Raw genomic sequence first — 25046 nt, 5'->3', positions numbered from 1 at the left:
TCAATAAAAACCAAGCAGCAGCGCGACGCGCCCTCCTCCCCTCCTCCCGCCCATCCCTGGGTGGACGCATGGCTGGAACACCTGCTGGTGGTGAAGGGACTCTCGGAAAACAGCCTGGCGGCCTACGCGCAGGACATGCTGCACTTCCAGGTATTCCTGACGGAGCGTTCCTCCGCGATTGAGGACGTCTCCGACCAGACCATCTTTCTCTATCTGATGTACCTGCGCCAGAAGGGTTTGACCAGCCGGTCGCTGGCCCGGCATCTCTCCAGCATGCGGGGATTCTTCGCCCACGCCGTGGCCGAGGGATGGATCGACGCAAGCCCGGCCGAACTCATCGAGGCTCCCAAGCTGCCCCGCAAGCTCCCGGACGTGCTCTCTCAGGGCGAGATGGAGGGACTGCTCGCACGCCCGGACATGGAGACCAGCCTGGGATTTCGCGACCGGGCGATGCTTGAACTGCTCTACGCCGCCGGGCTTCGGGTGACGGAACTCATCACGCTGACGCCCCTTGATTTCGACGCCCAGGCCGGGGTGCTGCGGGTGTTCGGCAAGGGCGACAAGGAGCGCCTGGTGCCCATCCACGACCTGGCACAGGACCTGCTCGCCCGCTACATGCAGTCCATCCGTCCGGCGTTCAAGCCGGTGAAGGAATTCCTGTTTCTGAACCGCTCGGGCAAGGGGCTCTCGCGCCAGGGGGTCTGGAAGCTCATCAAGCGCTACGCCCTGCTTGCCGGCATCCGCAAAGAGATATCCCCCCACAGCCTGCGCCACTCTTTCGCCACCCACCTGCTTGAGGGCGGGGCCGACCTGCGCACCGTGCAGATGCTTTTGGGACACGCCGACATCTCGGCCACGGAAATCTACACCCACGTGCAGGCCGACCGGCTGACGGCCGTCCACCGCAGCCACCATCCCCGCTCAAGCTCCACAAGGAAGGGTTCATGATCCCCAAGCCCCACAAGGGTTTGGCCGCTCCCACGGTCATCACCGCGCACATAAACGCCGACTTCGACGCCCTGGCCGCCATGATCGCCGCCAGCAAGCTCTACCCCGGCGCCACGCTCATATTTCCCGGCAGCCAGGAGAAGAACATCCGCAACTTCTTCATCCAGAGCGCAACCTACCTCTTCAACTTCAAGACCTACAAGGACATCGACCCGGAGACCGTGGAAACACTGGTCATGGTGGACACCCGCCAGCGCTCCCGCGTGCCCCATGTGGACCCGCTTCTCGACAAGCCCGGCATCCACGTCCACCTCTACGACCACCACCCGGACACCGAAGAGGACGTCCCCTCCGAACTCTCGGTGGTGAAGCCCTGGGGATCGAGCACCACCATCCTCACCCACCTCATCATGGAGCGCGGCCTGATCCTCACCCCGGACGAGGCCACCTTCCTGGCGCTGGGCATCTACGAAGACACCGGCTCCTTCACCTTCACCTCCACCACTGAAGAGGATTTCACCGCCGCCGCCTGGCTCAAGGGACAGGGCATGGACATGCCTACCCTGTCCGAACTGCTCACGCGCGAACTTTCCGCCGAACAGATCACCATCATGAGTTCGCTCATAGAGTCCTCCACCACATACGACATCAACGGCGTAGAGGTGGTGGTGGCCGAGGTGACGCTTGAGAACTACGTGGGCGACTTCGCCCTGCTGGCCCACAAGCTCATGGACATGGAGAACATCAGGGTGCTCTTCGCCCTGGCCCTCATGAAAGACCGGGTGCATCTGGTGGCCCGCTCGCGCACCACCGACGTGGACGTGGGTCGCATCTGCGCCTCGCTCGGCGGGGGCGGCCACACATACGCGGCCTCGGCCTCCATCAAGGACAGGACCCTCACCCAGGCCAAGGAGGAACTCTTCGGGCTGCTCTACTCCCAGGTGAACCCGCAGATTCTGGCCGAAAGCCTCATGAGCCGCCCGGCCAAGGTCATCGGAAACGACCGGCCCATATCGGAAGCCCAGGAGCTCATGGCCAACTACGGCCTCAAGGCCCTGCCCGTGGTGGATTCCCGGGACGGGACCTGCCTGGGCATCCTGGAGCACGACATCGTGGACAAGGCCATCAAGCACGGCCTGGCAAGCTCGGACGCCAGCGACTACATGATGCTGGGCGCCCAGACCGTCAGCCCCAAGACCGACCTGTACCACGTCATGGAGATCATCCTGGGGCAACGCCAGCGCCAGGTGCCAGTGGTGGAGGACGGCCAGGTGGTGGGCGTGGTCACGCGCACGGACCTGATCAACACCCTGGTGCGCGAGCCGGCCCGCATCCCGGAAAGCGTGGGGGCCGAGCGAAAGAGCGAGCGCAACGTGGCCGGACACCTGCGGGACAAGCTGCCCGCGCGGCTCCACCAGCTGCTGAAGAAAGCCGGGGCCCTGGCCCAGTCCATGGGGTACGAGGCTTACGTGGTGGGCGGTTTCGTGCGCGACCTGCTGCTCGGACGAGCCAACTTCGACCTGGACCTGGTGGTGGAGGGCGACGGCATCCTCTTCGCCGGAGCGCTGGCCCGGGAGTTGGGGGGGCGGGTGAAGGCCCACAGCAAGTTCAAGACCGCAGTGGTGATCCTTGCGGACGGCACCCGCGTGGACGTGGCCACCGCGCGCCTGGAATACTACGAATACCCGGCGGCCCTGCCCACGGTTGAGCTTTCCTCCATCAAGATGGATCTCTACCGGCGCGACTTCACCATCAACGCCCTTGCCGTGCACCTGACGCCCGGCCAGTTCGGCAAGCTGGTGGACTTCTTCGGGGCCCAGCGGGACCTGAAGGAACGCGCCATCCGGGTGCTGCATTCGCTCTCATTCGTGGAGGACCCCACCCGCATCCTGCGCGCCATCCGTTTCGAGCAGCGCTTCAACTTCAAGATCGTGGCCCAGACCGAACGCCTCATACGAAACGCCATCACCAACCAGTTCGTGCACAAGCTGTCCGGATCGCGGGTGTTCCACGAGATGCGCCACATCCTGGAGGATGACAATCCTCTGTCCTGCATCCGGCGCATGGACGAGTTCGGGCTGCTTGCGGCCATCCACCCGCTCTTGGCCCTGGACACGCGCAAGGACGAGGTGCTGGCCGAGTCAGAGCGGGTGGTCAACTGGTATCGCCTGCTCTACACCGAGCCGCGCCCAGAGATATGGCGCATCTACTTCCTGGGCCTGTGCGCGGGCATGGAGGACGATCAGGTGGTGAGCGTGGCCCAGCGCATGGGCTTCTCGGCCCACCACCAGGAGGCGTTCCTGCATCTGCGCCACTGCATCCGCAACACGGCGCAAACCATTTTCGAATGGGAATACCGCAAGGGACTCTACAGCGAGCTCTACTTCCTGCTGAGGGACCTGCCCCTGGAAGGGGTGCTGTACCTGATGGCACGCCACCCCAAGGAGACCGTGCAGCGCTCCATCTCGCTGTACCTCACCACCCTGCGCACCCAGCAGATCGACATCAGAGGAGAGGACCTGAAGGCGCTGGGCATCCCGCCTGGGCCGCGCTACGGGGATATCCTGCGTACGATCACGGCCGCCTTGCTTGACGGCAAGGCCACCTGCCGGGCCGAGCAGCTGGCCCTGGCCAAGCGGCTCTCCGAGGGGGACGTGGGGTTGGATTGGATGCCGGAAGCGGCGGAAAAATCGGGAAGTTCCCCCGCCGCCTAAAGATTAACGCATGCGGCAGCGCCGTTCATCGGCGAACAAGGTGCCGGGATTGGCGGGGCGGTCGGACGTCCGACCCTTCTGGCTCGGCGGAAATCACATCCGTCATCAAGGCATTCCACGCGCAATGATGAGCCCCGAGTTTCCCTCGGTGCCGTGTTGGAACGTATTCTCCAGGATGAAGCTTCAGTGCGACGAGATGTTCTGGTTCAGCCGGAACAGATTCTGCGGGTCGTAGCGACGCTTCACCTCGGCCAGCCGCTCATAGTTCGAGCCGAAGGCTCCCCGGATACGGTCAGTCTCATCCGCGGGCATGAAGTTCACGTACACAGAGCCCAGGGCGTGCGGGGCGAGCGCCTTGAAAAGGTCCCGCGCCCAGGCGATGCAGGTCGTGTCCTGCGCGGGATCACGCCAGCGGGTGTGCATGTTCACGATGAACTCCACGTCGCGGCGGGGGAACGCGGTCGCGTCGGCCGGCACGCGGTTGACCTGGCCGCCGAGATGCCCGACGAACACTTCGCATTCGTTGGAGGGCAGCCGCCGGATAGCATCCACGAGCGCGTCGCATGCACCGTCGGACAGCTGTTTGAAGTCGTGGCTCTTCCAGTAGTTGCGTGCTCCCGGGGCCAGCAACGGATCGAACGCCGCCTGCCAGCCCACGAACGGAGTAGGACCGATCAGATCGGCGATGGGCTTGCCCAAGGCGCGAAACGGCGCAGCCGCAGCTTCACCATCGGCTAACGGCCCGGCATAGCAGAGCGCGATGATCAGGACTTCCTTGTCGTGCCACTCAACCGGCACGAAGGGAGCGGGCGGCGCCTTGCGCAGCACCAGCCAGGCGCTCAGTTCGTCCGGAGCGGCGGCGGCCAGACGCCGGTATTCGCGCATGAGCGCCGGAGCTTCGGCGAAGGGATGCAGCAAAAGCCCGGCGGTCACCTGCGGGCCAAGGCTGTTGAGCTTGAACTCGAACGAGGTCACCACCCCGAAATTTCCGCTGCCGCCGCGCACGGCCCAGAACAGGTCGGGGTGCTGCGCGGCGTCGGCGCGGCGCAGCTCACCGTCGGCGGTGACGATATCCACGGAGAGCAGGCTGTCGATGGTCAGCCCGAATTTGCGGCTGGTCCAGCCGAAGCCGCCGCCGAGCGTGAGCCCGGCAATGCCCGTGGTGGAGTTGATTCCCACGGGAACCATCAAACCGAACGCCTGGGTTTCCCTATCCACGTCGGAGAGCAGCGCGCCGCCTTCCACACGGGCGCGACGCGAGTCGGGGTCCACATGCACGGAGCGCATGCGCGACAAGTCGAGCATGATCCCGCCCTCGCAGACGGCATTGCCCGCGATATTGTGGCCGCCCCCGCGCACAGCCAGAAGCGCATTCCTTTCGCGGGCGAAACTGACCGTCCGCATGACATCCGAAGCGCCCAGAGCCTGGACGATCATGCCCGGGCGCTTGTCGATCATGGCGTTCCAGATCATCCGGGCCGCGTCGTACCCCGGTTCGTCCGGCAGCAGCAGGCTGCCCCGCAACGAGCCGCGAAAAGCGCCGAGATCATCGCTGCCAAGCTTCACCGCCCCGCCGCCAAGGGTCTGCAAGCGTGTGTCCATTTCGCCCTCCCTTTCCTGCCATCATGATAGGTAGCAGAAAAAGACAGAAAGCAAAGATGAAATTGACACTCCTTACGATTCCTTCGTCGCTCCCATGAAATACACCGGCACGCACCCGACAACGATCACCCCGGCGATGAACAGAAACGCCTGCTCGTAGCCCCCGGTGTGGGCCTTCACCCAGCCCATCAGGTACGGCCCGAGAAACCCGCCCACGTTGCCCAGCGAATTGATCAGCGCGATGCCCGCCGCCGCCGCGGTCCCCGTGAGGTAACGCGTGGCCAGCCCCCAGAACGGTCCGAGCACGCCCCAGATGCCCGTGGCCGCGACGGAAGCTCCCAGCAGGATTCCCGCGAGCCCCGTACTCTGGGTGAGCACCAGCATCCCCACCATGCACAGGGCCATGGACCCGGCCACGTGCCAGCGCCGCTCCCCAAGCCTGTCGGAGCTGGCCCCAATGACCACCATGCCCGCGGCGGCGAAAAAGTAGGCCACCATCACGTAAACGCCCACGGAAAGCGTGCTCGCGCCGGTGACTGAAGCCACGATCTGCGGCAGCCACATGACCAGCCCGTACATGGCCAGCACCGAGCAGAAATAGACGAATCCCAGCAGCCAGACCCTGGGGCTCGTCAGGCCGTCGCGCAGCCTGGAGAGGTGGCGCGCGGCCACGGCGCGGCTTTCTCCGTCCAGGGCGGTCTTCAGGGCGTCCCGTTCCTCGGCGGTGAGCCAGGATGCTTGGCCCGGTCCGTCAGGGAGCAGAAAGAGCACGACGACGCCAAGAACGACCGCGGGAACCCCTTCCAGCAGGAACAGCCACTGCCAGCCCGCATGACCGAGCGCGCCGTGCAGCTGCATGATCCAGCCGGAGAGGGGGCTGCCCACCAGCCCGGCGATGGGAGTGGCGGTCATGAACAGGGCCACGGCGCGGGCGCGCCTGGCCTGGGGGAACCAGTACGTCAGGTAGAGGATCATGCCCGGGAAGAACCCGGCTTCGGCCGCTCCCAGAAGGAAACGCAGCGCGGTGAAGCTCGTGGGTCCCTTGGCGTAGGCCAGGGCCATGGTCACCATGCCCCAGCTGGCCATGATGCGGGCGATCCAGCGCCTGGGGCCGACGCGTTCGAGAAAGAGGTTGCTCGGAATCTCGAAGATGACGTAGCCAAGGAAGAATATGCCCGCGCCCAGGCCGTAGGCGGTCTGGTCCAGGCCCAGGTCCTTATTCATGGTAAGCGCCGCGAAGCTCACGTTGATGCGGTCCAGGTAGGCCACTATATAGAGGAGGAAAAGAAGCGGCAAAATCCTCCAGGAGGCTTTGGCCACCGCGCTGTCGAGAGGCTGCGTCATGGTTCCTCGCGGCTTGGGAAGTGTGGAAGGGCCGGGAGAAGCCCCGGCGGCCCAAGGGCTACGCTCTTTGGGCCCCCCTTTCAAGAGGGGCGCGGAGCGCTTGCGGTACTCGACAAAGCCCCCTGCATAATCTATCAAGCCGCCAACGACGCCATCAGGAGCCTTCATGCCCTGCCCGCAACTCACATACCAGCGTCCCGAGGATTTCGCCCCACTGCACGCCAAGCTCAAAGGCCGGGAGAATCCCGACCAGGCCGTGGAATCGCGTGTTCGCGACATCCTGGCCGACGTGGCGCAGCACGGCGACGAGGCCCTCGCCCGCTATACCAGCCGTTTCGACTGCCCGGATTTCACCGCTTCCATGCTTCGCGTCCCGGCCGAGGACATCGCCGAGGCCAGACGGCAGGTTCCCGCCGAGGACATGGCCATCCTTGAAGAGGCCGCCGCCAACATCCGCTTGTTCCACGAATCCCAGAAGGAAAAGTCCTGGTGGACCACCCGCGAGGACGGCACGATCCTCGGCCAGCTGGTGCGCCCGGTGGACTCCGTGGGCCTGTACGTGCCCGGCGGCGTGGGCGGCGAGACGCCGCTCATCTCCTCGCTGCTCATGAACGCCATCCCTGCCCAGGTGGCAGGCGTGGAACGCATCGCGGCCGTGTCGCCCCCGCGCAAGGACGGCACGCTCAATCCCTATATCCTGGCCGCCGCCGCCATGCTCGGCATCGAGGAAATCTACCGCGTGGGCAGCGCCTGGGCCATCGCCGCCCTGGCCTACGGCACCAAGTCCATCGCTCCGGTGGACGTGCTGGCCGGCCCCGGCAACATCTACGTCACCACGGCCAAGAGGCTTTTGGTGGGCCAGGTGGGCATCGACATGATCGCCGGCCCCTCCGAGATCGTCATCCTGGCCGACCAGAGCGCCCCTGCCGCCTGGCTCGCGGCGGACATGCTCTCCCAGGCCGAGCACGACCCCTTGGCTGCCTCGATCCTGGTCACGGACAGCCCCGAGCTGGCCCGGGCAGTGGAAGGCGAACTCGAATCGCAGCTCGAGCGCCTGCCGCGCGGGGACATCGCCCGCAAGGCCCTGGCCGATTGGGGAGCCATCGTCACCGTGCCCGGCCTCAAGGAAGGCATCGAGCTGGTGAACAAGCTGGCCCCCGAGCACCTGGAGCTGGCCGTGGCCGACGGCTGGAGCATCCTTTCCGACATCCGCCACGCGGGCGCCATCTTTCTGGGCTGCGGCTGCCCCGAGCCCGTGGGCGACTATTTCGCCGGTCCCAACCACGTGCTTCCCACCATGGGCAACGCCCGGTTCTCCTCGGCCCTGTCCGTCGAGACCTTCACCAAGAAGTCGAGCCTCATCGCCGCGCCCCCGGCCTACGCGCGCAGGCATGGGGCCAAGATCGCGCGGCTGGCGCGGCTGGAAGGCCTGGAGGCCCATGCCCGGTCCGTCGAGTGCCGCAACGAATAATCCCCCCCAGGAGCAAGCCATGCAAGTGGTCACCACCACCGACATCAAGGAATATCCGCTCGTTTCGCGCGGCAAGGTGCGCGACATCTACCAGGTTTCGGACGACAGCCTGCTCATCGTCACCACGGACCGCATCTCGGCCTTCGACGTCATCCTGCCGGACCCCATCCCATTCAAGGGCGTTATCCTTAATAAAATCACCATATTCTGGATGAAGATGTTCGAGAAGCTGGTGAAGAACCACCTGCTGGCCACCGACCCGGCCGACTTCCCCGCTCCGCTCAAGGCCCACGCCGACATGCTGGAGGGTCGGGCCGTGCTGGTGCGCAAGGCCAAGCCCCTGCCCATAGAGTGCATCGTGCGCGGCTACATCACCGGCTCAGGCTGGAAGGACTACAAGGCCACGGGCTCGGTCTGCGGCCATACATTGCCCGCAAACCTGCGCGAGTCAGACAAGCTGGAGAAGCCGCTCTTCACCCCCTCCACCAAGGCGGAGCTGGGCAGCCACGACGAGAACATCACCCTGGACCAGGCCAAAGCCATGATCGGGCAGGCGCTCTTCGACAAGGTGCAGGACACGGCCCTTTCCATCTACTCCCAGGCGCGCGAATACGCCGGGAACAAGGGCATCCTCATCGCGGACACCAAGTTTGAATTCGGCATGATCGACGGCGAGCTCATCCTCATCGACGAGGTGCTCACCCCCGACTCCTCGCGTTTCTGGCCCGCCGCCAGCTACGCTCCCGGCCAGGGACAGCCCAGCTACGACAAGCAGTACGTGCGCGATTGGCTGGAGTCCGTGGGCTTCAACAAGAAGCCGCCCGCGCCCGCCATGCCCGCCGACGTGGCCGCCCGGACCCGGGAAAAATACCTCGAAGCCTACCAGGCGCTCACCGGAGAGGCCCTGTCGTTCTGAACCCAAGAGACGCCGCGCGGGGGAAAGCCCCCGCCCGCCATGCGCCGCCACGTTGACTGGGCGGCGCGGTTCGCATAACTTGTCGTAATTTCAGGCCGCCTCCAAGAGCGCGGCTTTTCGAAACACTGGGGGAATAGGAACAATCATGGAGACCCTTCGTACTCTTCCTGGCGACGACGTTCGCCAGATCATGTGGCGATTCGCCGACCGTTACGACGTTCAGATGGCCGTGCAGTCCGCCAGATCCCTGGCCCGCACGCTCGTGGCCCGGCTGGTGGCCGAAGGCGCTCGCCACACCCATGAATGGACCGACCACAAGGCCCAGTTGCTGGAAGCCTTCGACACCTCCGGCCTCACCGCCCTGTTCATGGACCCCCACCAGGGCGGCTTCATCGAAGGCCCCAAGAACCTGGCCCTGGCCCTCGTCGCTTTCGAACTCTCCTGGGTGGACGCCGGCGCGGCCACCTGCTCCCTGGCCACCAACCTGGCCCTGGCCCCCATCCACGAGCGCGGCACCCCCGAACAGCGCGACTACTACATGAGCCGTTGCGTGCCCCCCCAGCCCGGAGAGGACCGCACCATCTTCCGGGGCGCCTTCGCCCTCACCGAGCCCCTGCCCTACGTGGGCGTGGAGACCAACACCCTGGTGGGCAAGGTCCGCGTGCTCGAATGGGAGGAGGGCCAGGAGCCCATCCTCCAGGTGGACAAGCGCGGCCGCTTCATCACCGGCATGGATTTCGCCAACTTCGCCACCTGCGCCGTGGACACCGACGACCCGCGCATCAAGTCCTCCTGCATCATCATCGTGGAGGACACCGACGAGGGCCTGTTCGACAGGGGCGCGCCCACCCTCAAGATGGTGCACCAGCTCTCCTCCACCCGCGACCCGGTCTTCAACCTGAAGGTTCCGGCCAGCCGGATCGTTGGCGGATACACCGTGAAGGACGGCGTCATCGTCCCCAACTACACCCACTCCGAGATCATCGGCGCGGTGTTCCACCGTACCCGCGTGCCAGTGGCCCTCATGAGCTCCGCCAAGCTGCTCTCGGCCGTTGAGCCCGTGATCCGCTACCAGCGCCAGCGCTTCCGCGGCGGCGACGCCGTGCCCGGCACCCCCAAGTACGACCTGGGCATCCAGCAGAAGCAGGACGCCGTGCTGCGCCTGGCCGGCATCTGGGCCATGGGCGAGGCAGGAGCGTCGCTGGGCTTCGAGACCGGCCGCCTCTTCGACCAGCTCGACCCCACCGAGAAGGCCAAGGACAAGATTTTCGCCGAGCAGGGCATCGTGGGGCCCAAATCCCAACTGACCGCCCTTCGCAAGATCGAGAAGCTGGCCATTGAATACCTCGAGCTCGAGGCCATGCCCGAGTCCGAGCGCGACGCCGCCCGCTTCGAGGAACTGGGCAACGACACCCTGGTGCGCTACTCCGTGCTGGAATCGCTGGCCAACATCCTCTGCCCGGCCTGCAAGCTCTGGAACACCGGCCAGGGGGCCAACCAGATGCGCGAGGCCATCGCCCTCATGGGCGGCTACGGCATCACCGAGGACTGCCCGGGCTTCCTCTTCTTCAAGTGGACCGACACCCAGCTCGAGGCCACTTACGAAGGCCCCGAGGCCGTGCAGCGCCGCCACCTCTCCATCACCATGACCAACGAGGTGTTCCTCACCAAGCTGCGCATCTGGATCGCCCAGTTCGCCAAGCTGGGCCAGGATCAGCCCGAGACCGGCGCGGCCATCGTGGCCAAGGGCATGGAGCTGTGGCTGTGGACCCTGGAATTCCTGCTGCGCGCCAAGGACCCCTCCGGCGCGCGCCTTTACCACAACCGCCGCCAGAACGTGACCTTCCCCATGGCCGACGCCCTGTGCTGGATCATGGCCTCGCGCAGCCAGGTCTCCGACGTCATGGAACTGGCCGAGAAAGGCCCCGAGAACCCCATCGTGGCTGAGGGTCTGGAAGGCACCCTGTCCTTCTTCCGCGATCTTGCCGTGACCCAGGCCGCCTACTCCGCCGGGGAATGCGCCCGCGTGTGCGCCAGCATGGTCTACGGCTTCGGCCCCCAGGCCGAGGAAGAACTGGAGGCCTTCGAGAAGCTGCGTAGGGAGCTTGACCGCTCCATGTCCGGGGCGGCCCTGGCCAAGGACCGCGCTGGCCAGGCCCTCACCCAGGTCATGATCCCCGAGGCCCTGGATTACCCGATGTAGTTTGAGATATCATGGCTGTTCGCGAGGCTTCTCCCGGGAAGGCGCCGAGGCGTCATGGGGGAAGCCTCCGGCGGCCAAAGGGACGAAAGTCCCTTTGGAATCCCATATAATTTACGCCGGGGCTGACGCGTGAACGCGGGTCAGCCTTCGCCGTGTCGAGAGGGAGGCACATGTCCGAGATTGAACGCCAGAGCATGGACGTGGACATCGTCTGCGTGGGATTCGGCCCGGCCATGGGCGGCTTCCTGACCACCCTGACCCGTGGCCTGACCAACCCCGACGGCACTCCGGCGGCCGATAGCACGGTCATGCCCGGCATGCCCCCCCAGGTGATCTGCTACGAACGCGCCGACGACATAGGCGCGGGCGTCTCCGGCGTGGTCTCCAAGGCGCGCGGCATCCGGGAGTCCTTCCCCGATTTCGAGCCCTCACAGCTCCCCATGTGCGCCGAGGTGACCCACGAGAAGGTGGTCTACCTCCAGGATCCCCACGGCGCGAGCCGCCGCCAGGACCTGCTGGACTTCAAGGACAACATGATCCGCACCTTCGGCAAGCACCTCCCCTGGTGCAAGGACGAGGCTGTGGAACTGCCCTACATCCCGCCGTTTCTGCGCAAGGAGCCGGGGCTGGTGTTTTCGTTGGGACAGTTCAACCAGTGGATCGGCTCCGAGGTGATGGCCTCGGGCCTGGCCCAGATCTGGCCCGGCATGCCCGTCTCCAAGGTGCTTATCGAGGACGGCAAGGTGGTGGGCGTACGCCTGGTTGACCAGGGCGTGGACAAGAAGGGCGAGCCCGAGGCCGGGTTCATGCCCGGCATGGACATCAAGGCCCCCCTCACCGTCATCGGCGACGGCCCCGTCGGCCCCGTGGGGCGTGACCTGGACGACGCCATGGGCATGCCCCACAACCACCACCGCCGCGACTGGGCCCTGGGCATGAAGATGGTGGTGGACCTGCCCGAACGGTGCGACCTGCCCGAGGGCTTCGTGCTGCACACCTTCGGATATCCCGAGCCGGACATTTTCGGTTTTCTTTACGTGCTGCCCGACCGGGTGGCCTCGCTTGGCATCTTCGTGCCCTCCTGGCTGGACATCCCCGTGCGCACCGCCTACCGCTACATGCAGCACTGGATCACCCACCCCTATCTGTGGAAGCACCTCAAGGGAGCCAAGATGCGCTCCTGGGGCGCCAAGTCGCTGCTGGAATCCGGGCGGCGCGGCGAGCCCTGGCTGGTGGGCGACGGATACGCCCGCATCGGCGAGGGCTCCGGCACCACCAACGTGCTCACCGGCTCTGGCGTGGACGAAGCCTGGACCTCTGGCGTGCAGCTGGCCGAGGGCGTGCTCGAGCTCATGAAGGAGGGCAAGCCCTTCACCCGGCAGAACCTGCGCCGGGTCTACGTGGAGCGCCGCCGCGCATCGCGGCTCGAGGAGGAGGCCATCGTCGCCGAGAAGTCCCGCGACGGCTTCGGCAAGGGCTTCATCCAGGGCCTCATGGGCATGGCGCTCGCCGGGTACACGGACGGCAAGTTCAACTGGCCCGGCGACCACCGCACGCCCCACGAGCGCGTGCCGTCACTGGAGGACGCCTACACGCCCCAGATTCCGGCCGCCGAGCTCAAAGCCATGCGCGAGGAGTGTCAGGCCAAGGGCGAGGCGCTGCACGACGCCATCATGGACCGTGTGGGCTGGCCCAAGATCGAATACGACGGCGAACTGCTGGTGTCCCACCAGGACGCCCTGCTCCTCGGCGGCAAGGTGCAAGCCCCCTTCGGCTTCGCGGACCACGTGGTCTTCGCGGACCACGACACCTGCCGGGGCTGCAATGAAAAGATCTGCATCGACATGTGTTCCGGGCAGGCCATCACCATGAATCCCGAGGACGGCGTACCTCTGTTCGACCGGGAAAAGTGCGTGCACTGCGGCGCGTGCCTGTGGAACTGCTCCAAGCCGCACCCCAAGGACCCGGAGAAGTCCAACGTGGAGTTTAAGGCCGGGGCTGGCGGACTGCATTCGGCCGAGAACTGAGTATCGACCATGAACGCGAAGCGAAAAGGGAGTGCAGAGGGCGCAGCCCTTTGCCCGCCGGAGGCTTCAACCCGTTATAAGGAGACTCTATGAGCGCAGGATTCAACATAGTCGTCTGCGGCGGCATCGTCCCCGACCCGCTCCAGACCCTGGAGCCGGTCAAGGGTCCCGCCGGATGGGGCCTGAAGAACGAGCTGATGCTGCCCGCCATCCTGGACCCCTGGGCGGGCCACGCCCTGTACGAGGCCGCCAATCTGGCCAAGAACGTTCCGGGCAGCAAGGTCTGGCTGGTGAGCATGGGCCCCAAGGCCAAGCTCCAGCAGGTGATGATGACCATCGCTCAGAAGGTTCCCTTCGAGCTGGTGGTGCTGGACGGACCGTCCAGCGGCTTTGTTGAGGCCGACGCCGTGGGCAGCGCCTTGGCCGAGGCCATCGAGGCCATCCCGGGCCTGGACAAGTCCCGCCTGCTGGTGTTCGGAGGCTGGATGTCGGCCTCGCGCGGCGCTGGCGCCACCATGCAGATCGTGGGCGAGAAGCTCGGCATCTTCGACCAGTTCCAGGGCGTGGACAAGCTTGAGGCCAACGGGGACGGCTCCCTCCGGGTGCTCGAACGCATCGAGGGCGGCAGCTACCAGGAATCCGTGGTGGCCGGACCCCCGGCGGTTGTGGGCTGGGCCACGGGCGAGCTGTCAGAGCCCCCCAACAATCCCCAGGTGGGCATGCAGAACATGCGCCTGGTGATGCCTGCCCTGCAGAAAGCCAAGCCCGTGAAGATCGAGGGCGGCCCCGAGTACGCCGGCGTGCAGATCCCCAGCCAGAAGCGCGAGACCCGGATCGTCAAGGACACCCCGGTTGAGACCATCGCCAAGGAAATCGTCGACTGGCTGAGCGCCTAGCGGCAAGCCCCAGGAAGGGGATTCCAAAGGGACTTGCCCCTTTGGCCGCCGGAGGCTTTCCACCGGGAAAGCTGGCTGCTCCCGACCACAGGCTCGACACCGACACGACTGGCAACATCGGGCGATTCCGTCCCGAACGCCGGAGGAACATATGAGCACGATTCTCTTCGCCGCCCAGACCGAATGCGACGGTTCCCTGGGCAAAGCTTCCCTCGAGGCCCTTTCCGCCGCAAAGACCTTGGCCGAACAGCTCGGGGCCGACCTGGCCGTAGGCCTGGTCGGGTCCGATGTGCAGGCCGCCGCCGACTCCCTGGCCGGATGCGGCGCAAAAGCCATCTACGGAGTTTCCGGCGATGAATTCGCCCAACCCCGCTACGCCACCGACGCTGCCGCCCTGGCGGCCCTCTACAAGGCGTCCGGAGCCGACATCGTCATCGGCGCGGCCACCTCGCGCATGAGCCGCGTGCTGCCCGGCGCCGCCGCCCGCGTGGGCGGTCGCTCGGACACCGGCGTCACCGCCCTGGCCGCCGAGGGCGGCAAGCCCGTGGTCACCCGCTGGTACTACCGCCAGCGCATGTACGCCGAGCTGACCCGCCAGGAGCGCCCCTGGTTCATAAGCGTCTCCACGGGCTGCTTCACCCCCTACTCGGGCGACGCGGGCCAGGCCCAGGTCACGGCCGTCACCGCCGAGCTGCCTGCCGGAGGCGTTCGCACCCGGAACACCGCCACCATCTCCCCTTCCGCCGAGGAGCAGACCATCCGCCCCGACGCGGCGCTCCTCTTCGTGGCCGGCGCGGGCTGGACCAAAAAGCAGCCTGACGGCGCGGCCCACCTGGAAGAGGCCGAGCAGATCATCCTGCAGTTTTTGGGCAAGTCCCAGGGTTCGCTGGGTACATCCAAGTCCCTGGTGGACCTCTCGGGCGAAGGCCAGCAGGTCATGAGCTTCCTCACGCACATGCACCAGGTCGGCCAGACCGGCGCGACCCCCCGCCACCCCAAGGGCTTGGCCACTTGCTGCCACGGCGAGGAGCCCCACACCGTGGGCTGGCGATTCATCGGCGAGCGCCGGGCCATCAACCTGGACGCCAACTGCGGCTGGGCCCAGGGCAAGGCGGATGTGGTCTACGTGGCCGACGCCTTCGAGGTAATGCGCAAGATACTGGAAATGATGCCCTAACAGTCTCCGCACGTCCGGAGGCAGGCTTGCTTTCCGGTGCGATCCATGAGAATAGCCCCCGGCTCGACGGCCGGGGGTTTTTCTTTTCCCGGCGAATTCTTCGTACGGGAACATACCGCCAGCGACATCGTTTTTCCTCTCTCGACCGCGCTCCTTTCATTCCAGCGGCTCAACCGGCGCACCAGCCTCCGGCGATCGTTCGCATCGCCGCCGGGCTCGGTCTTTTTTTGCGGGATCGCTGCTAGGACGCATCCGCCTGCCGTTACGGAAAAAATACAGTGCGTGGGGCCGCCGGAATCATGCGGAGGGTTCGTGAAAACTGTCGCGCGACTTGACCCGGTTCACGGATTTCTTAGTAGACACTGTTAGCCCTCCATGAGGGTACCGACATCAAGGAGACCACAATGCTGCTCAACGGCAAGAAAGCCCTCATATTCGGCGTGGCCAACGACCGCTCCATCGCCTACGGCGTGGCCAAGGCCTTCAAGGAACACGGAGCCTCTCTGGCCTTCGGCTACCCCGGCGAAGCCATCCGCAAGCGCGTGGAGCCCATCTGCGAGGAATTGGACGGGGATTTCGTCTTTCCTTGCGACGTGACCAGCGACGCGGACATCGAGGCCGCCGCCGCCATCGTTCGCGAGAAATGGGGCCAGGTGGACATCCTGGTGCACTCCGTGGCCTACGCCAGCCAGGACGACCTCAAGGGCCGTTACGTGGACACCTCGCGCCAGGGCTTCGCCCTGGCCCTGGACGTGTCCGCCTTCTCGCTGGTGGCCCTGTGCAAGGCCTTCGACACCATGTTCACCCAGGACGCATCGGTAATGACCATGAGCTACCTGGGCGCGGAGCGCGTCGTCACCTCCTACAACGTCATGGGCGTGGCCAAGGCCGCGCTTGAGTGCTCGGTGCGCTACCTGGCCAATGATCTCGGAGTGAAGGGCGTGCGCGTCAACGCCGTGAGCGCAGGACCGCTCAAGACCCTGGCCGCCTCGGGCATCTCCGGGTTCAAGACCATTCTGCCCGTGGTCGAAAAGAGCGCTCCCCTCAAGCGCAACATCACCCAGGAAGACGTGGCCGGAACCGCGGTATACCTTGCTTCCGGGCTGTCCAGCGGCGTCACCGGTGAGGTGATTTACGTGGACAGCGGATTTAATATCATCGGGATATAATTTAGGACTTGCCAAGACGGGCGGAAGCCGCTAATTACCGCCCTCTCGCGGAGAGGTGACCGAGCTGGCCGAAGGTGCACGATTGGAAATCGTGTGTAGCGGCAAAACCGTTACCGAGGGTTCGAATCCCTCCCTCTCCGCCACTTTTCCAAGGAAGCCAGGCGGCATTGGCGCCGCCAACCCCGCCAGGCCCGAGAGGGAGCAACGGTAACGGTTGCTTTTGGGTGCCTGGTTTCCTTCAAAGGCCCGGTTAACGCCGGGCCTTTTTCATTGCCGCCGGAAAATCCTCTGGGCCACCCGCCCCACGGCCCGGCAGTAGTTCCAGTCAATGGCCGCGCAGACCACGGCGCTGGCAACGGGAACGGCCTTGAGCACCAGTCCCGGAACCTGCTCCCCGCCCTGGGCCAGAATCCGAAGCCCCACGCCCGGGCCCACCTCGGCCATGACGCGCTCCGAAAGCTGTGCCGCGCCGCGCTCCAGAAGCATCGTGGTGAAGCGCACGCCAAGCCCCTTGAGAATGTCCACCGCCCTCCTCCCGGCCATGGACAGCCCGACCAGCATCCGTACCCGGTGCTCCCGGATGTCGTGCCCGTAGACCAGGGCCACGGCGGCAGCCAGGCGAGCCTGATAGGCGAAGGATGCGTAAACGTTGGCCGGGATGGCCAGGGGCAGGGTCATTACCCCTCCCATGTTGGTCACGGCCGTGGCGAAGGCGTTCTTGCCTGATTCCCTGCGGATGAGCGCGTCCACCCGGCGGTCGTCCGTGGCGTAGCGCCCGTCGCGCATGTAGTGCACGGCGAGCTCCCACGACGAAACCAGCGGCGGCAAGCCCTTGATGCCGCGATCCACCACCGCGTCGAAAACCTGTTGGGCCATTCCTCTGGGATCACCGTTCATGGCGAACCTCCCCGGCCGCATGGCCGCCTACGCGGTCGCACTCCGCTCACCCGTCTGGCTAATGGCGCTTCCTCGCGCGGATCCTGCGCCAAACGGCGTACGCAGCTCCAGCGGCGACCAGGGCCGCCATCGCCACGTATTCGTAGCGCTTCATGTCCTCGAATATCCACCCCATCGCATGGCCGAACACGTAGCCCGCGCCGCCTATCGCCAAGGCCCATATGGCGGCCCCGAGCACGTTGAAAGCGATAAACCGCCAAGGCGCAACTCCGCTCGCCCCGATGATCACCGGCCCGGCCACCCTCAAACCGTACATGAAACGCACCATGACGATCACCGCTGAATGGAACCGCAGAATCAGCCGGTCCACCGTGGCCACATGGGGCCTCAGCTTCGGGAAGCGATCGAACATGGCCTTGCCGTATCGCCGCCCCAGAAAGAAAAACACCTGATCGCCCATCGCCCCGCCGCAGAAAGCCACCCCGGCCACCAGCGGGAATGACAAATACCCCTGGTGGGCGGCGAAACCGGCCAGGATCAGGATCGTTTCGCCCTCGAGAATGCTCCCCAGGAAAACGGCCAGATAGCCGTAATCCGACAGGAGCCTGGCCGCATCGAACTCCATCGGCAACCTCCAACGAACGAATGCCATCCTACGCGCCCAGGCCCGGCGCAGGCAAGGGAGAACACGTCAGCGGCATTTCCATACCCGCCTACAAGGCGATGCGCTCTCCAGACCGCCCTCTTGCATCTTTTCGCTCCGGGCGAGATAGTGCGCACTCGTATGAAAGGAGTGCCCCATGAACACCCCCGGCTTCCAGGGATTCACGCAGGACGGTCTCGCCTTCCTGCGGACCCTTCTCACCCTGCAGCAGAACCTCGAATTCGACGCCGCGCGCGAATACTACGCTAAGAACAAGCCCCTCTACGAACGCGAGATCAAGGCGCCCATGGGCCTGCTGGTGGAGAACCTCTGCGCTGCCTTCAAGGACGACAAAATCCCTCTCAAGGGCGACCGCCACTCGTCCTTGTTCCGCATCAACCGCGACATCCGCTTTTCGCCCGATAAGAGCCCCTACAAGACCCACGCAGGGGCCGTACTCACCCCCTCTGGCACCAAGAACGACCAGGGCCTGATCTACATACACATCGACCCCACCGGCTGCTTCATGGCCGCCGGATTCCACATCCCCCAACCACCGGAACTGGCCCGCATCCGACGCGACATCCGCGACAGGCCCAAAGCCTTCAAGGCCATGCTCGCCAAGCTCACCGCCCTGGGACTTCATTTTGACCAGGAAAACACCCTCAAGCGCCTGCCGCGCGGTTTCGAGGACGTCACCGACCCCGAACTGGCCCAGGCGGTGAAGCTCAAGAGCTTCACCGTCAGCCGCGACCTGCGCACCGAGGACGTCATGAATGCAGGGCTCGTGGAGAAACTCAGGGCCTTCACGCACGAAGTGATGCCGCTTCTGGAGTTCGGCTGGGAGGCGATACGGAGGGAGGATTGAGGGTCATTTCACGATTAGCACGTCGCATTTGGCGTATTCGGCGACCTTGCTGGAGACGCTTCCCAGCAGGAACCGCCTGGCGCCGCGCATCCCGCGGGACCCCACCACGATCAGGTCCGCGCCCAGCGATTCGGCCGTCTCCAATATCTTGTCCACCGGGTCGCCGGTTTCGACCACCGTTTTCACCGCGATGCCGCCTGCGGCGAGTTCGTCCGCCTTTTTGCGCAGCATGTCCCGGGCTTCCTTGGAGTACGCCTGGGCGAGCTTCTCGCAGTCTTCCGGGTCGAATTCCACGGAGGGCAGGCACAGGTCGGGGGTCGCCGAGAAAAGGGTGAGCGGCGCGCTAAATTTCCCGGCCAGCCCCGTCGCGCGCGCAAGGGCTCTATCCGCGTAGGGGGAGCCGTCGTAGGCCACGAGGATGTTCATGGAGGAGCCTCCTTTTCCTGTCTCCGGACGTGGCATGCCCATACCACGTCCGGCAAAGACGCAGCCAGAAAAAAGAGCCCCGGCTCAGGAAAAGAGGGAAGCGCGGTGCGCTTGGCGGCGCATGCGAAAAAGGCCGGGACTCTCGTCCCGGCCTCGATGTCCTACAGGTAATCCGGATCGATCCCGGCCCGGCCGTTGGCGGTCATGAGCTTCAGATACCGCACGGTCTTCTCGTCGGCGGGCACGACCGGAAAACGCTGATGGCAGGCGTCGCACTGGGCCATGGTGGGCTTGGTGGGCGCGATGAGCGGCACCTCACGCACGCAGAACGGGCACGGGTACAGGTAAACCAGTTCCAGGCCGCTGGGCTTCACCGGGGTGACGGGTTTTTTCTTCTCGGACATGATGTACGCCTTAGATGAGGGGTTGCCCGGTCATCTGGGGGGGCTGAGGCAGCCCGGCCAGCTTGAGGATGGTGGGGGCGAGGTCGGCCAGCTTGCCATCCTTGAGGGTGGCGTCCTTGCGGGCGGGGTCCACCAGGATGACCGGCACCTCGTTCAGGGTGTGGGCGGTCATCCGGCCGCCATCGGCGGAGAGCATCTCCTCGGCGTTGCCGTGGTCGGCGGTGACGATGGCCCGACCGCCGGAGGCCAGCACGGCGGCGATGATGCGCCCCACGCATTCATCCACGGCTGAGCAGGCGGCAACGGCGGCGTCCATGATGCCGGTGTGGCCCACCATGTCCAGGTTGGCCAGGTTGCACACGGCCAGGTCGTAGCCCTTGGCCCAGGCCTGTTCGAAGGCGTCGGTGACCTCGCGCACGCTCATCTGGGGCTTCAGGTCGTAGGTGGCCACGTCGCGCGGCGAAGGGATGAGCACGCGGTCTTCGCCGGGGAAGGGCTCCTCGCGTCCGCCGTTGAGAAAGTACGTGACGTGGGCGTATTTTTCGGTCTCGGCGATACGCAGTTGCTTGAGCCCGGCGTCGGAGTAGACCTGACCCAGGGTGTGGGTGAGTTCTTCCGGCGCGAAGGAAACTGGCAGTCCGAAGCCGGATTCGTACTGGGTCATGGTGGCGAATCCGGCCAGTTTGGGCGTCTTGGCCCGGGGGAAGGCGTCGAAGGCGGGCTCGATGAAGGCCTTGGTGATCTCGCGGGCGCGGTCTGCCCGGAAGTTGAAGAAGAACACCGCGTCGCCGTCCTCGATGAGGGCCACGGGCTTGCCGTCGCCGCCTGTCATCAGGGTGGGCTTGACGAACTCGTCGGTCTCCTTGGCGGCGTAGGAGTCGCGAATGGCCGACACGGGATCGGCCGCGAGCCTGCCCAGGCCGTCGGTGAGGGCGGCGTAGGCTTCGGCCACGCGCTCCCAGCGCTTGTCTCGGTCCATGGCGTAGAAGCGCCCGGTGACGGAGGCGATCCGGCCAGCGCCGATGCGCTCCATAGCATTGCGCAGATCGCCCACGTAGCCTGCGCCGGATTCGGGCGGCGTATCGCGCCCATCCAGGAAGCAGTGTACATAAAGCTTTGAAATACCGAGATCTCGGAATGTCTCTAGAAGCGCTTCAAGATGCTTCTGGTGGCTGTGCACGCCGCCGTCCGAGACCAGCCCCATGAGGTGCAGCTTGCCGCCCGATGCCTTGACCTTGGCGGCCAGGTCCACGAGTGCCGGGTTGGACTTGATGCTCGCGTCCTCGATGGCAATGTCGATGCGGGTCATGTCCTGATAGACCACGCGGCCCGCGCCGATGTTCATGTGCCCCACTTCGGAGTTGCCCATGAAGCCGCCTGGCAGGCCCACGGACCGGCCCGAGCACTTGAGGCGCGCGTGGGGGTATCCGGCGGCCAGGGCCTGGAGGTTCTGCGGACAGGCCGTGGTGACGGCGTTGCCCGGCCCGGCCGGGGCGATGCCCCAGCCGTCCAGGATCAGAAGCAACGTGGGAGCCTTGCTCATTGGTCGTCTTCGTCGTCGGATCGAGGCACGGCTGGCGCCTCGGGCAGGGCGATTTCCCCGCCTTCGGCCCACAGGCCTTCGATGTTGTAGAAGCCGCGCGCATCTTCCATGAAGATGTGCACGAGCACGTCGTTCAGGTCCACGAGGATCCACTGGCCGGTCTTGTAGCCGTCCATGCCCAGGAAGGGGAATTTCTCCTCCTTGCACTTGGCCAGAACGTGGTCGGCCAGAGCCTGGGCTTGGCGCATGTTGGCGGCCGTGGCCACGATCATGGCCTCGGTGACGCTGCACACCTTGCTGACATCCAAGGCGGTCAAGTCCTTGGCTTTCTTTTCCATGAGCCACAGGGCCACAAGGCGGACTTTATCGATGGTGGGAATGATGGGTTTCTTTGATTTTGGCATGTGTGTTTTCCGTGGCCCCTTCGTACAGACTTTGCGCCCAAGCCGCAAACGCAAAGTGCCGGGGATATTGACGCGAACGCTCGGCATCAGGCAGGTATCAGCAGGACGCGCGCAACACGATGGAGGTGACGCCGACATGATCTACGACGTGGAGATGGAGACCCTGCCCCGGGAGGACCTGGAAGCCCTGCAACTGAAGAGGCTCAAGGCGCTCGTTGAGCGCGTGCATGCCAATGTCGGCTTCTATCGCCAGAAATTCGACGAGATGGGGGTCAAGCCCTCGGACATCCGGACCCTGGACGACCTGAAGCTCTTGCCGTTCACCGAAAAGCAGGACCTTCGCAATCACTACCCCTTCGGGCTGTTCGCCGTGCCCAAGGAGAACGTGGTGCGCATCCACGCCTCGTCGGGCACCACGGGGCGTTCCACTGTGGTGGGGTACACGCACCGCGACGTGCGCAACTGGGCCAAGCTCATGGCGCGCTGCTTCGTGGCCTCCGGAGCCTCGCCCAAGGACATCATCCACAACGCCTACGGCTACGGCCTGTTCACCGGCGGACTCGGCGCGCACTACGGCGCCGAAGAGATGGGGGCCATCATCGTGCCGGTCTCCGGCGGCGGCACCAAACGCCAGGTGATGCTTCTGAAGGATTTCGGGCCCACAGTCATCTGCTGCACCCCCTCCTACGCCCTGGTGCTGCACGAGGCCGCCCTGGAGGCCGGGGTGAATATCAAGGACCTGCCCCTTCGCATCGGCATCTTCGGAGCCGAACCCTGGACCGAGGAGATGCGTCGCGACATCGAGGACAAAATGGGCATCACGGCCATCGATATCTACGGCCTCTCCGAGATCATGGGTCCGGGAGTCGGCATCGAGTGCAACATCGCCCAGAAGGGCCTTCACATCATGGAGGACCACTTCCTGGTGGAGATCATCGATCCCGACACCTGCGAAGTGCTGCCCCCGGGCGAGATCGGCGAACTGGTCATCACCACGCTCACCAAGGAGGCCCAGCCGCTCATCCGCTACCGCACCCGCGACATCACCAAGCTGGACGTGGTGCCCTGCCGCTGCGGACGCACCTTTGCCCGCATGCACCGCATGATGGGCCGCTCCGACGACATGCTCATCATCCGGGGGGTGAACGTCTTCCCCAGCCAGATCGAGTCCATCCTGCTCGAGACCGAGGGCCTGGCCCCCCACTACCTGCTGGTGGTCAAGCGCGAAGGCAACCTGGACACCCTGGAAGTGCAGGTGGAAGTGGACGAAAAGCTCTTCTCGGACGAGATCAAGAATTTACAACGCATCGAAGGCAAGATAGTCAAAAACATCAAGGACTACCTGGGCGTCACCGCGCAGGTGAAGCTCAAGGAGCCCCGGAGCATCCAACGCTCCGAAGGCAAGGCCCAGCGGATTCTCGACCTGCGCAAGACGAACTAGGGGGAGCCCATGAAAGTCGAACAGATATCCATCTTCCTGGAAAACCGGGCCGGCCGCCTGGAGGAAGTGACCCGCATCCTCGCCGAGAACGAGGTGAGCATCCGGGCCCTGTCCCTGGCCGACACCTCCGATTTCGGCATCCTGCGCCTGATCGTGTCCGACCACGAGAAGGCCAAGAAGGCGTTGAAGGAAAACGGCTTCACCGTGGGGCGCACCTCCGTGGTGGCCGTGGAAGTGGACGACCAGCCCGGCGGGCTCAATGCGATTTTGCAGATCCTGTCCGCGGGCGGCGTCAACGTGGAGTATATGTACGCCTTTGTGCAGCAGAGCTCCAAAACAGCCATCATCGTGTTCAGGTTCGACAAGACCGATCAGGCCATCGAGCTTCTGGGAAAGAAGGGGATCAAGATCATCCCCGGCGAGACGCTGTACAACCTGTGATTTGACCTAGAAGAAGTTGTGCGCCCGGCTCTATCATTCGAGCCGGGCGCATGCTTTTTTTGTCCCGGACAGGACATCCGCCAGGTCGTATGCGGGAGGGCAAATGCTTAGGGGCGCGTCTGGACCTGCCCACGGCATGTGCCAATCGCCGCACCGGAAGCGCTCTCCCAAGCTACCACTTCAGAACGTAATACCGCACGTACAGATACACCGTTGCGACGGCCACGGTCAGAAGCATCACCGGCACGCCGTACTTCATGAAACGCAGGAAGGTGATCTTGTGCCCGGCCTTTTCGCTCATCCCCACCACAATCACGTTGGCGGAGGCCCCGATGGCTGTGCCGTTGCCGCCGAGGCACGCGCCCAAAGCCAGAGCCCACCACACCGGCATCATGGAGGGGTGCTGGAGAAGCTCGAATCCCTTGAGTCCCGTGGACGGCCCAAGCACCTTCTCGGCCATGTCCACCAGCAGCGGGTTCATGGTGGCCACGAAGGGGATGTTGTCCACAATCGCCGAGGCCATGGCCGAAAACCACACCATGACCATGGACAGCGTGAACATGTCGCTGGGTGTCGGAGAGGTCAGCCCAATCATGCTGCGCGCGAGCACCTCGATGAAGCCCACCTTCACCGTACCTCCAATGATGATGAACAGCCCTATGAAGAAGAATATGGTGGACCATTCCAATTCAATCAGCACAGTGTGCGGATCTTCGTCGGAAAGCATCAGCAAAAGAGAAGCTCCTGCCAGGGCTACTGTAGCCGGTTCGTAATGGAACACGCCATGCAGCACGAAACCCACGATGGTAAGCCCCATGATGGCGCCGGACTTTTTGAGTAGCCCCATGTCCTTTATGAGCGCGTTCTCGTCCATGGCCATGACGCGGGCCTTGAGATCCTCCCTGGCACGCAAGCGTTTGCCGAATACCACCTTCCAAACCAGCATCCACACGATCATGGCGAGGATGATCACGGGGGTGAGGTGGTAGACGAAATCCGTGAAGGCAAGTCCTGCCTTGGAGGCGATCATGATGTTGGGTGGGTCGCCGATGAGGGTGGCCGTGCCGCCTATATTGGAGGCCATCGCCTCGGTGATGAGGTAGGGAACGGGGTCCACCTCGAGTTCTTTTGCGATCAAAAGCGTAACCGGGGCCAGCAGGAGCACAGTGGTCACGTTGTCCAGAAACGCCGAGGCCAGGGCGGTGACGATGGAGAAGATGATCATCAACCGGACAGGGTCTCCCTTGGCGATCTTGGCTGATTTTATGGCCACGTACTGGAACACGCCAGTCTTGGTCATGATGTTGACCATAATCATCATGGAGATAAGCAGAAAGATGACGTTCCAATCCACGCCAAGATCGATGTTGTGCAGTGCATCGTGCTGGGTGAGAACCTTGGTCAAGAGCGTCAATGCCGCCCCGAACATGGCCACCTTTGTCTTATGGACTTTTTCCGAAACGATCACCGCATAGGCGCTGAAGAAAATGCCGACTGCTATCCAGAACATGA

At 64.7% G+C, this 25046-nt stretch carries 21 protein-coding genes, 1 tRNA gene and 1 other RNA gene; 14 read left to right on the top strand and 9 right to left on the bottom strand.

Annotated features, from left to right (window positions below; translation table 11 throughout):
- Positions 1-3: 3 nt before the first annotated feature.
- Together xerD and ML540_RS15570 are read left to right on the top strand one after the other, a co-directional pair.
- Positions 4-948, top strand: a complete 945-nt coding sequence (xerD, locus tag ML540_RS15575) for a site-specific tyrosine recombinase XerD (protein ID WP_243363774.1) — start codon at positions 4-6, stop codon at positions 946-948.
- Positions 945-3662 carry a CBS domain-containing protein gene (locus tag ML540_RS15570; protein WP_243363322.1) on the top strand — a complete coding sequence of 906 codons (2718 nt, stop codon included), beginning with the start codon at positions 945-947 and terminating at the stop codon, positions 3660-3662. Before xerD ends, ML540_RS15570 begins: the two co-directional genes overlap by 4 nt.
- Before the next feature lie 183 nt (positions 3663-3845).
- Here ML540_RS15570 and ML540_RS15565 read toward each other — a convergent pair whose 3' ends face one another.
- Positions 3846-5264: an FAD-binding oxidoreductase gene (locus ML540_RS15565; RefSeq protein WP_243363320.1), complete on the bottom strand. Its 1419-nt coding sequence runs from the start codon at positions 5262-5264 to the stop codon at positions 3846-3848.
- A 72-nt stretch (positions 5265-5336) separates the two neighbouring features.
- Positions 5337-6608, bottom strand: a complete 1272-nt coding sequence (locus ML540_RS15560; protein ID WP_243363319.1) for an MFS transporter — start codon at positions 6606-6608, stop codon at positions 5337-5339.
- A gap of 166 nt (positions 6609-6774) precedes the next feature.
- Between ML540_RS15560 and hisD the strand changes: the two genes are divergently transcribed.
- From hisD to ffs, 9 genes are all read left to right on the top strand, one after another.
- Complete coding sequence (hisD, locus tag ML540_RS15555; RefSeq protein ID WP_243363318.1) at positions 6775-8079, top strand: histidinol dehydrogenase; 1305 nt, start codon at positions 6775-6777, stop codon at positions 8077-8079.
- A 19-nt stretch (positions 8080-8098) separates the two neighbouring features.
- Positions 8099-8995 carry a phosphoribosylaminoimidazolesuccinocarboxamide synthase gene (locus tag ML540_RS15550; protein ID WP_243363317.1) on the top strand — a complete coding sequence of 299 codons (897 nt, stop codon included), beginning with the start codon at positions 8099-8101 and terminating at the stop codon, positions 8993-8995.
- A gap of 145 nt (positions 8996-9140) precedes the next feature.
- Positions 9141-11198, top strand: coding sequence for an acyl-CoA dehydrogenase family protein (locus ML540_RS15545; protein WP_243363310.1), 2058 nt, complete (start codon positions 9141-9143; stop codon positions 11196-11198).
- A 170-nt stretch (positions 11199-11368) separates the two neighbouring features.
- Positions 11369-13225 carry a 4Fe-4S ferredoxin gene (locus ML540_RS15540; protein WP_243363307.1) on the top strand — a complete coding sequence of 619 codons (1857 nt, stop codon included), beginning with the start codon at positions 11369-11371 and terminating at the stop codon, positions 13223-13225.
- An 89-nt stretch (positions 13226-13314) separates the two neighbouring features.
- Positions 13315-14121, top strand: coding sequence for an electron transfer flavoprotein subunit beta/FixA family protein (locus tag ML540_RS15535; RefSeq protein ID WP_243363304.1), 807 nt, complete (start codon positions 13315-13317; stop codon positions 14119-14121).
- A 151-nt stretch (positions 14122-14272) separates the two neighbouring features.
- Positions 14273-15298 carry an electron transfer flavoprotein subunit alpha/FixB family protein gene (locus ML540_RS15530; RefSeq protein WP_243363302.1) on the top strand — a complete coding sequence of 342 codons (1026 nt, stop codon included), beginning with the start codon at positions 14273-14275 and terminating at the stop codon, positions 15296-15298.
- Between the two features lie 404 nt (positions 15299-15702).
- A complete protein-coding gene (locus tag ML540_RS15525; RefSeq protein WP_243363300.1) occupies positions 15703-16467 on the top strand; it encodes an enoyl-ACP reductase FabI in 765 nt (254 codons plus the stop codon).
- Positions 16468-16516: 49 nt separating this feature from the next.
- Positions 16517-16610 (top strand) — tRNA-Ser (locus ML540_RS15520).
- Between the two features lie 5 nt (positions 16611-16615).
- Positions 16616-16711, top strand: an RNA gene (gene ffs, locus ML540_RS15515) — signal recognition particle sRNA small type.
- 23 nt (positions 16712-16734) lie between these two features.
- Here ffs and ML540_RS15510 read toward each other — a convergent pair.
- Together ML540_RS15510 and ML540_RS15505 are read right to left on the bottom strand one after the other, a co-directional pair.
- A complete protein-coding gene (locus tag ML540_RS15510) occupies positions 16735-17364 on the bottom strand; it encodes a hypothetical protein (protein WP_243363297.1) in 630 nt (209 codons plus the stop codon).
- A gap of 58 nt (positions 17365-17422) precedes the next feature.
- Positions 17423-17989, bottom strand: a complete 567-nt coding sequence (locus tag ML540_RS15505; RefSeq protein ID WP_243363294.1) for a DedA family protein — start codon at positions 17987-17989, stop codon at positions 17423-17425.
- A 175-nt stretch (positions 17990-18164) separates the two neighbouring features.
- Between ML540_RS15505 and ML540_RS15500 the strand changes: the two genes are divergently transcribed.
- Positions 18165-18875, top strand: coding sequence for a TIGR02453 family protein (locus ML540_RS15500; protein ID WP_243363292.1), 711 nt, complete (start codon positions 18165-18167; stop codon positions 18873-18875).
- Positions 18876-18878: 3 nt separating this feature from the next.
- Here ML540_RS15500 and ML540_RS15495 read toward each other — a convergent pair whose 3' ends face one another.
- The 4 genes from ML540_RS15495 to rsfS all read right to left on the bottom strand — a co-directional run bounded on the left by ML540_RS15495 (position 18879) and on the right by rsfS (position 21652).
- Positions 18879-19301 (bottom strand): universal stress protein, encoded by a 423-nt coding sequence (locus ML540_RS15495; protein ID WP_243363290.1) that lies wholly within the window; start codon positions 19299-19301, stop codon positions 18879-18881.
- Positions 19302-19462: 161 nt separating this feature from the next.
- On the bottom strand, positions 19463-19705 hold the full coding sequence (locus tag ML540_RS15490) for a hypothetical protein (protein WP_243363288.1): 243 nt from the start codon (positions 19703-19705) through the stop codon (positions 19463-19465).
- A 10-nt stretch (positions 19706-19715) separates the two neighbouring features.
- A complete protein-coding gene (gpmI, locus tag ML540_RS15485; RefSeq protein ID WP_243363286.1) occupies positions 19716-21248 on the bottom strand; it encodes a 2,3-bisphosphoglycerate-independent phosphoglycerate mutase in 1533 nt (510 codons plus the stop codon).
- Complete coding sequence (gene rsfS, locus ML540_RS15480; RefSeq protein WP_243363283.1) at positions 21245-21652, bottom strand: ribosome silencing factor; 408 nt, start codon at positions 21650-21652, stop codon at positions 21245-21247. Before rsfS ends, gpmI begins: the two co-directional genes overlap by 4 nt.
- Before the next feature lie 136 nt (positions 21653-21788).
- Here rsfS and ML540_RS15475 point away from each other — a divergent pair, with 136 nt between their 5' ends.
- A complete protein-coding gene (locus ML540_RS15475; RefSeq protein ID WP_243363274.1) occupies positions 21789-23093 on the top strand; it encodes a phenylacetate--CoA ligase family protein in 1305 nt (434 codons plus the stop codon).
- Positions 23094-23102: 9 nt separating this feature from the next.
- Positions 23103-23534, top strand: a complete 432-nt coding sequence (locus ML540_RS15470; protein ID WP_243363251.1) for an ACT domain-containing protein — start codon at positions 23103-23105, stop codon at positions 23532-23534.
- Positions 23535-23706: 172 nt separating this feature from the next.
- Here the strand turns inward: ML540_RS15470 and ML540_RS15465 are convergent, their stop codons facing one another.
- Complete coding sequence (locus tag ML540_RS15465) at positions 23707-25044, bottom strand: ArsB/NhaD family transporter (protein ID WP_243363248.1); 1338 nt, start codon at positions 25042-25044, stop codon at positions 23707-23709.
- Positions 25045-25046 lie beyond the last annotated feature (2 nt).

It is taken from the genome of Fundidesulfovibrio terrae (genome assembly GCF_022808915.1).
Classification (GTDB): domain Bacteria; phylum Desulfobacterota; class Desulfovibrionia; order Desulfovibrionales; family Desulfovibrionaceae; genus Fundidesulfovibrio; species Fundidesulfovibrio terrae.
This window is presented reverse-complemented; position numbering and strand designations above follow the sequence as displayed.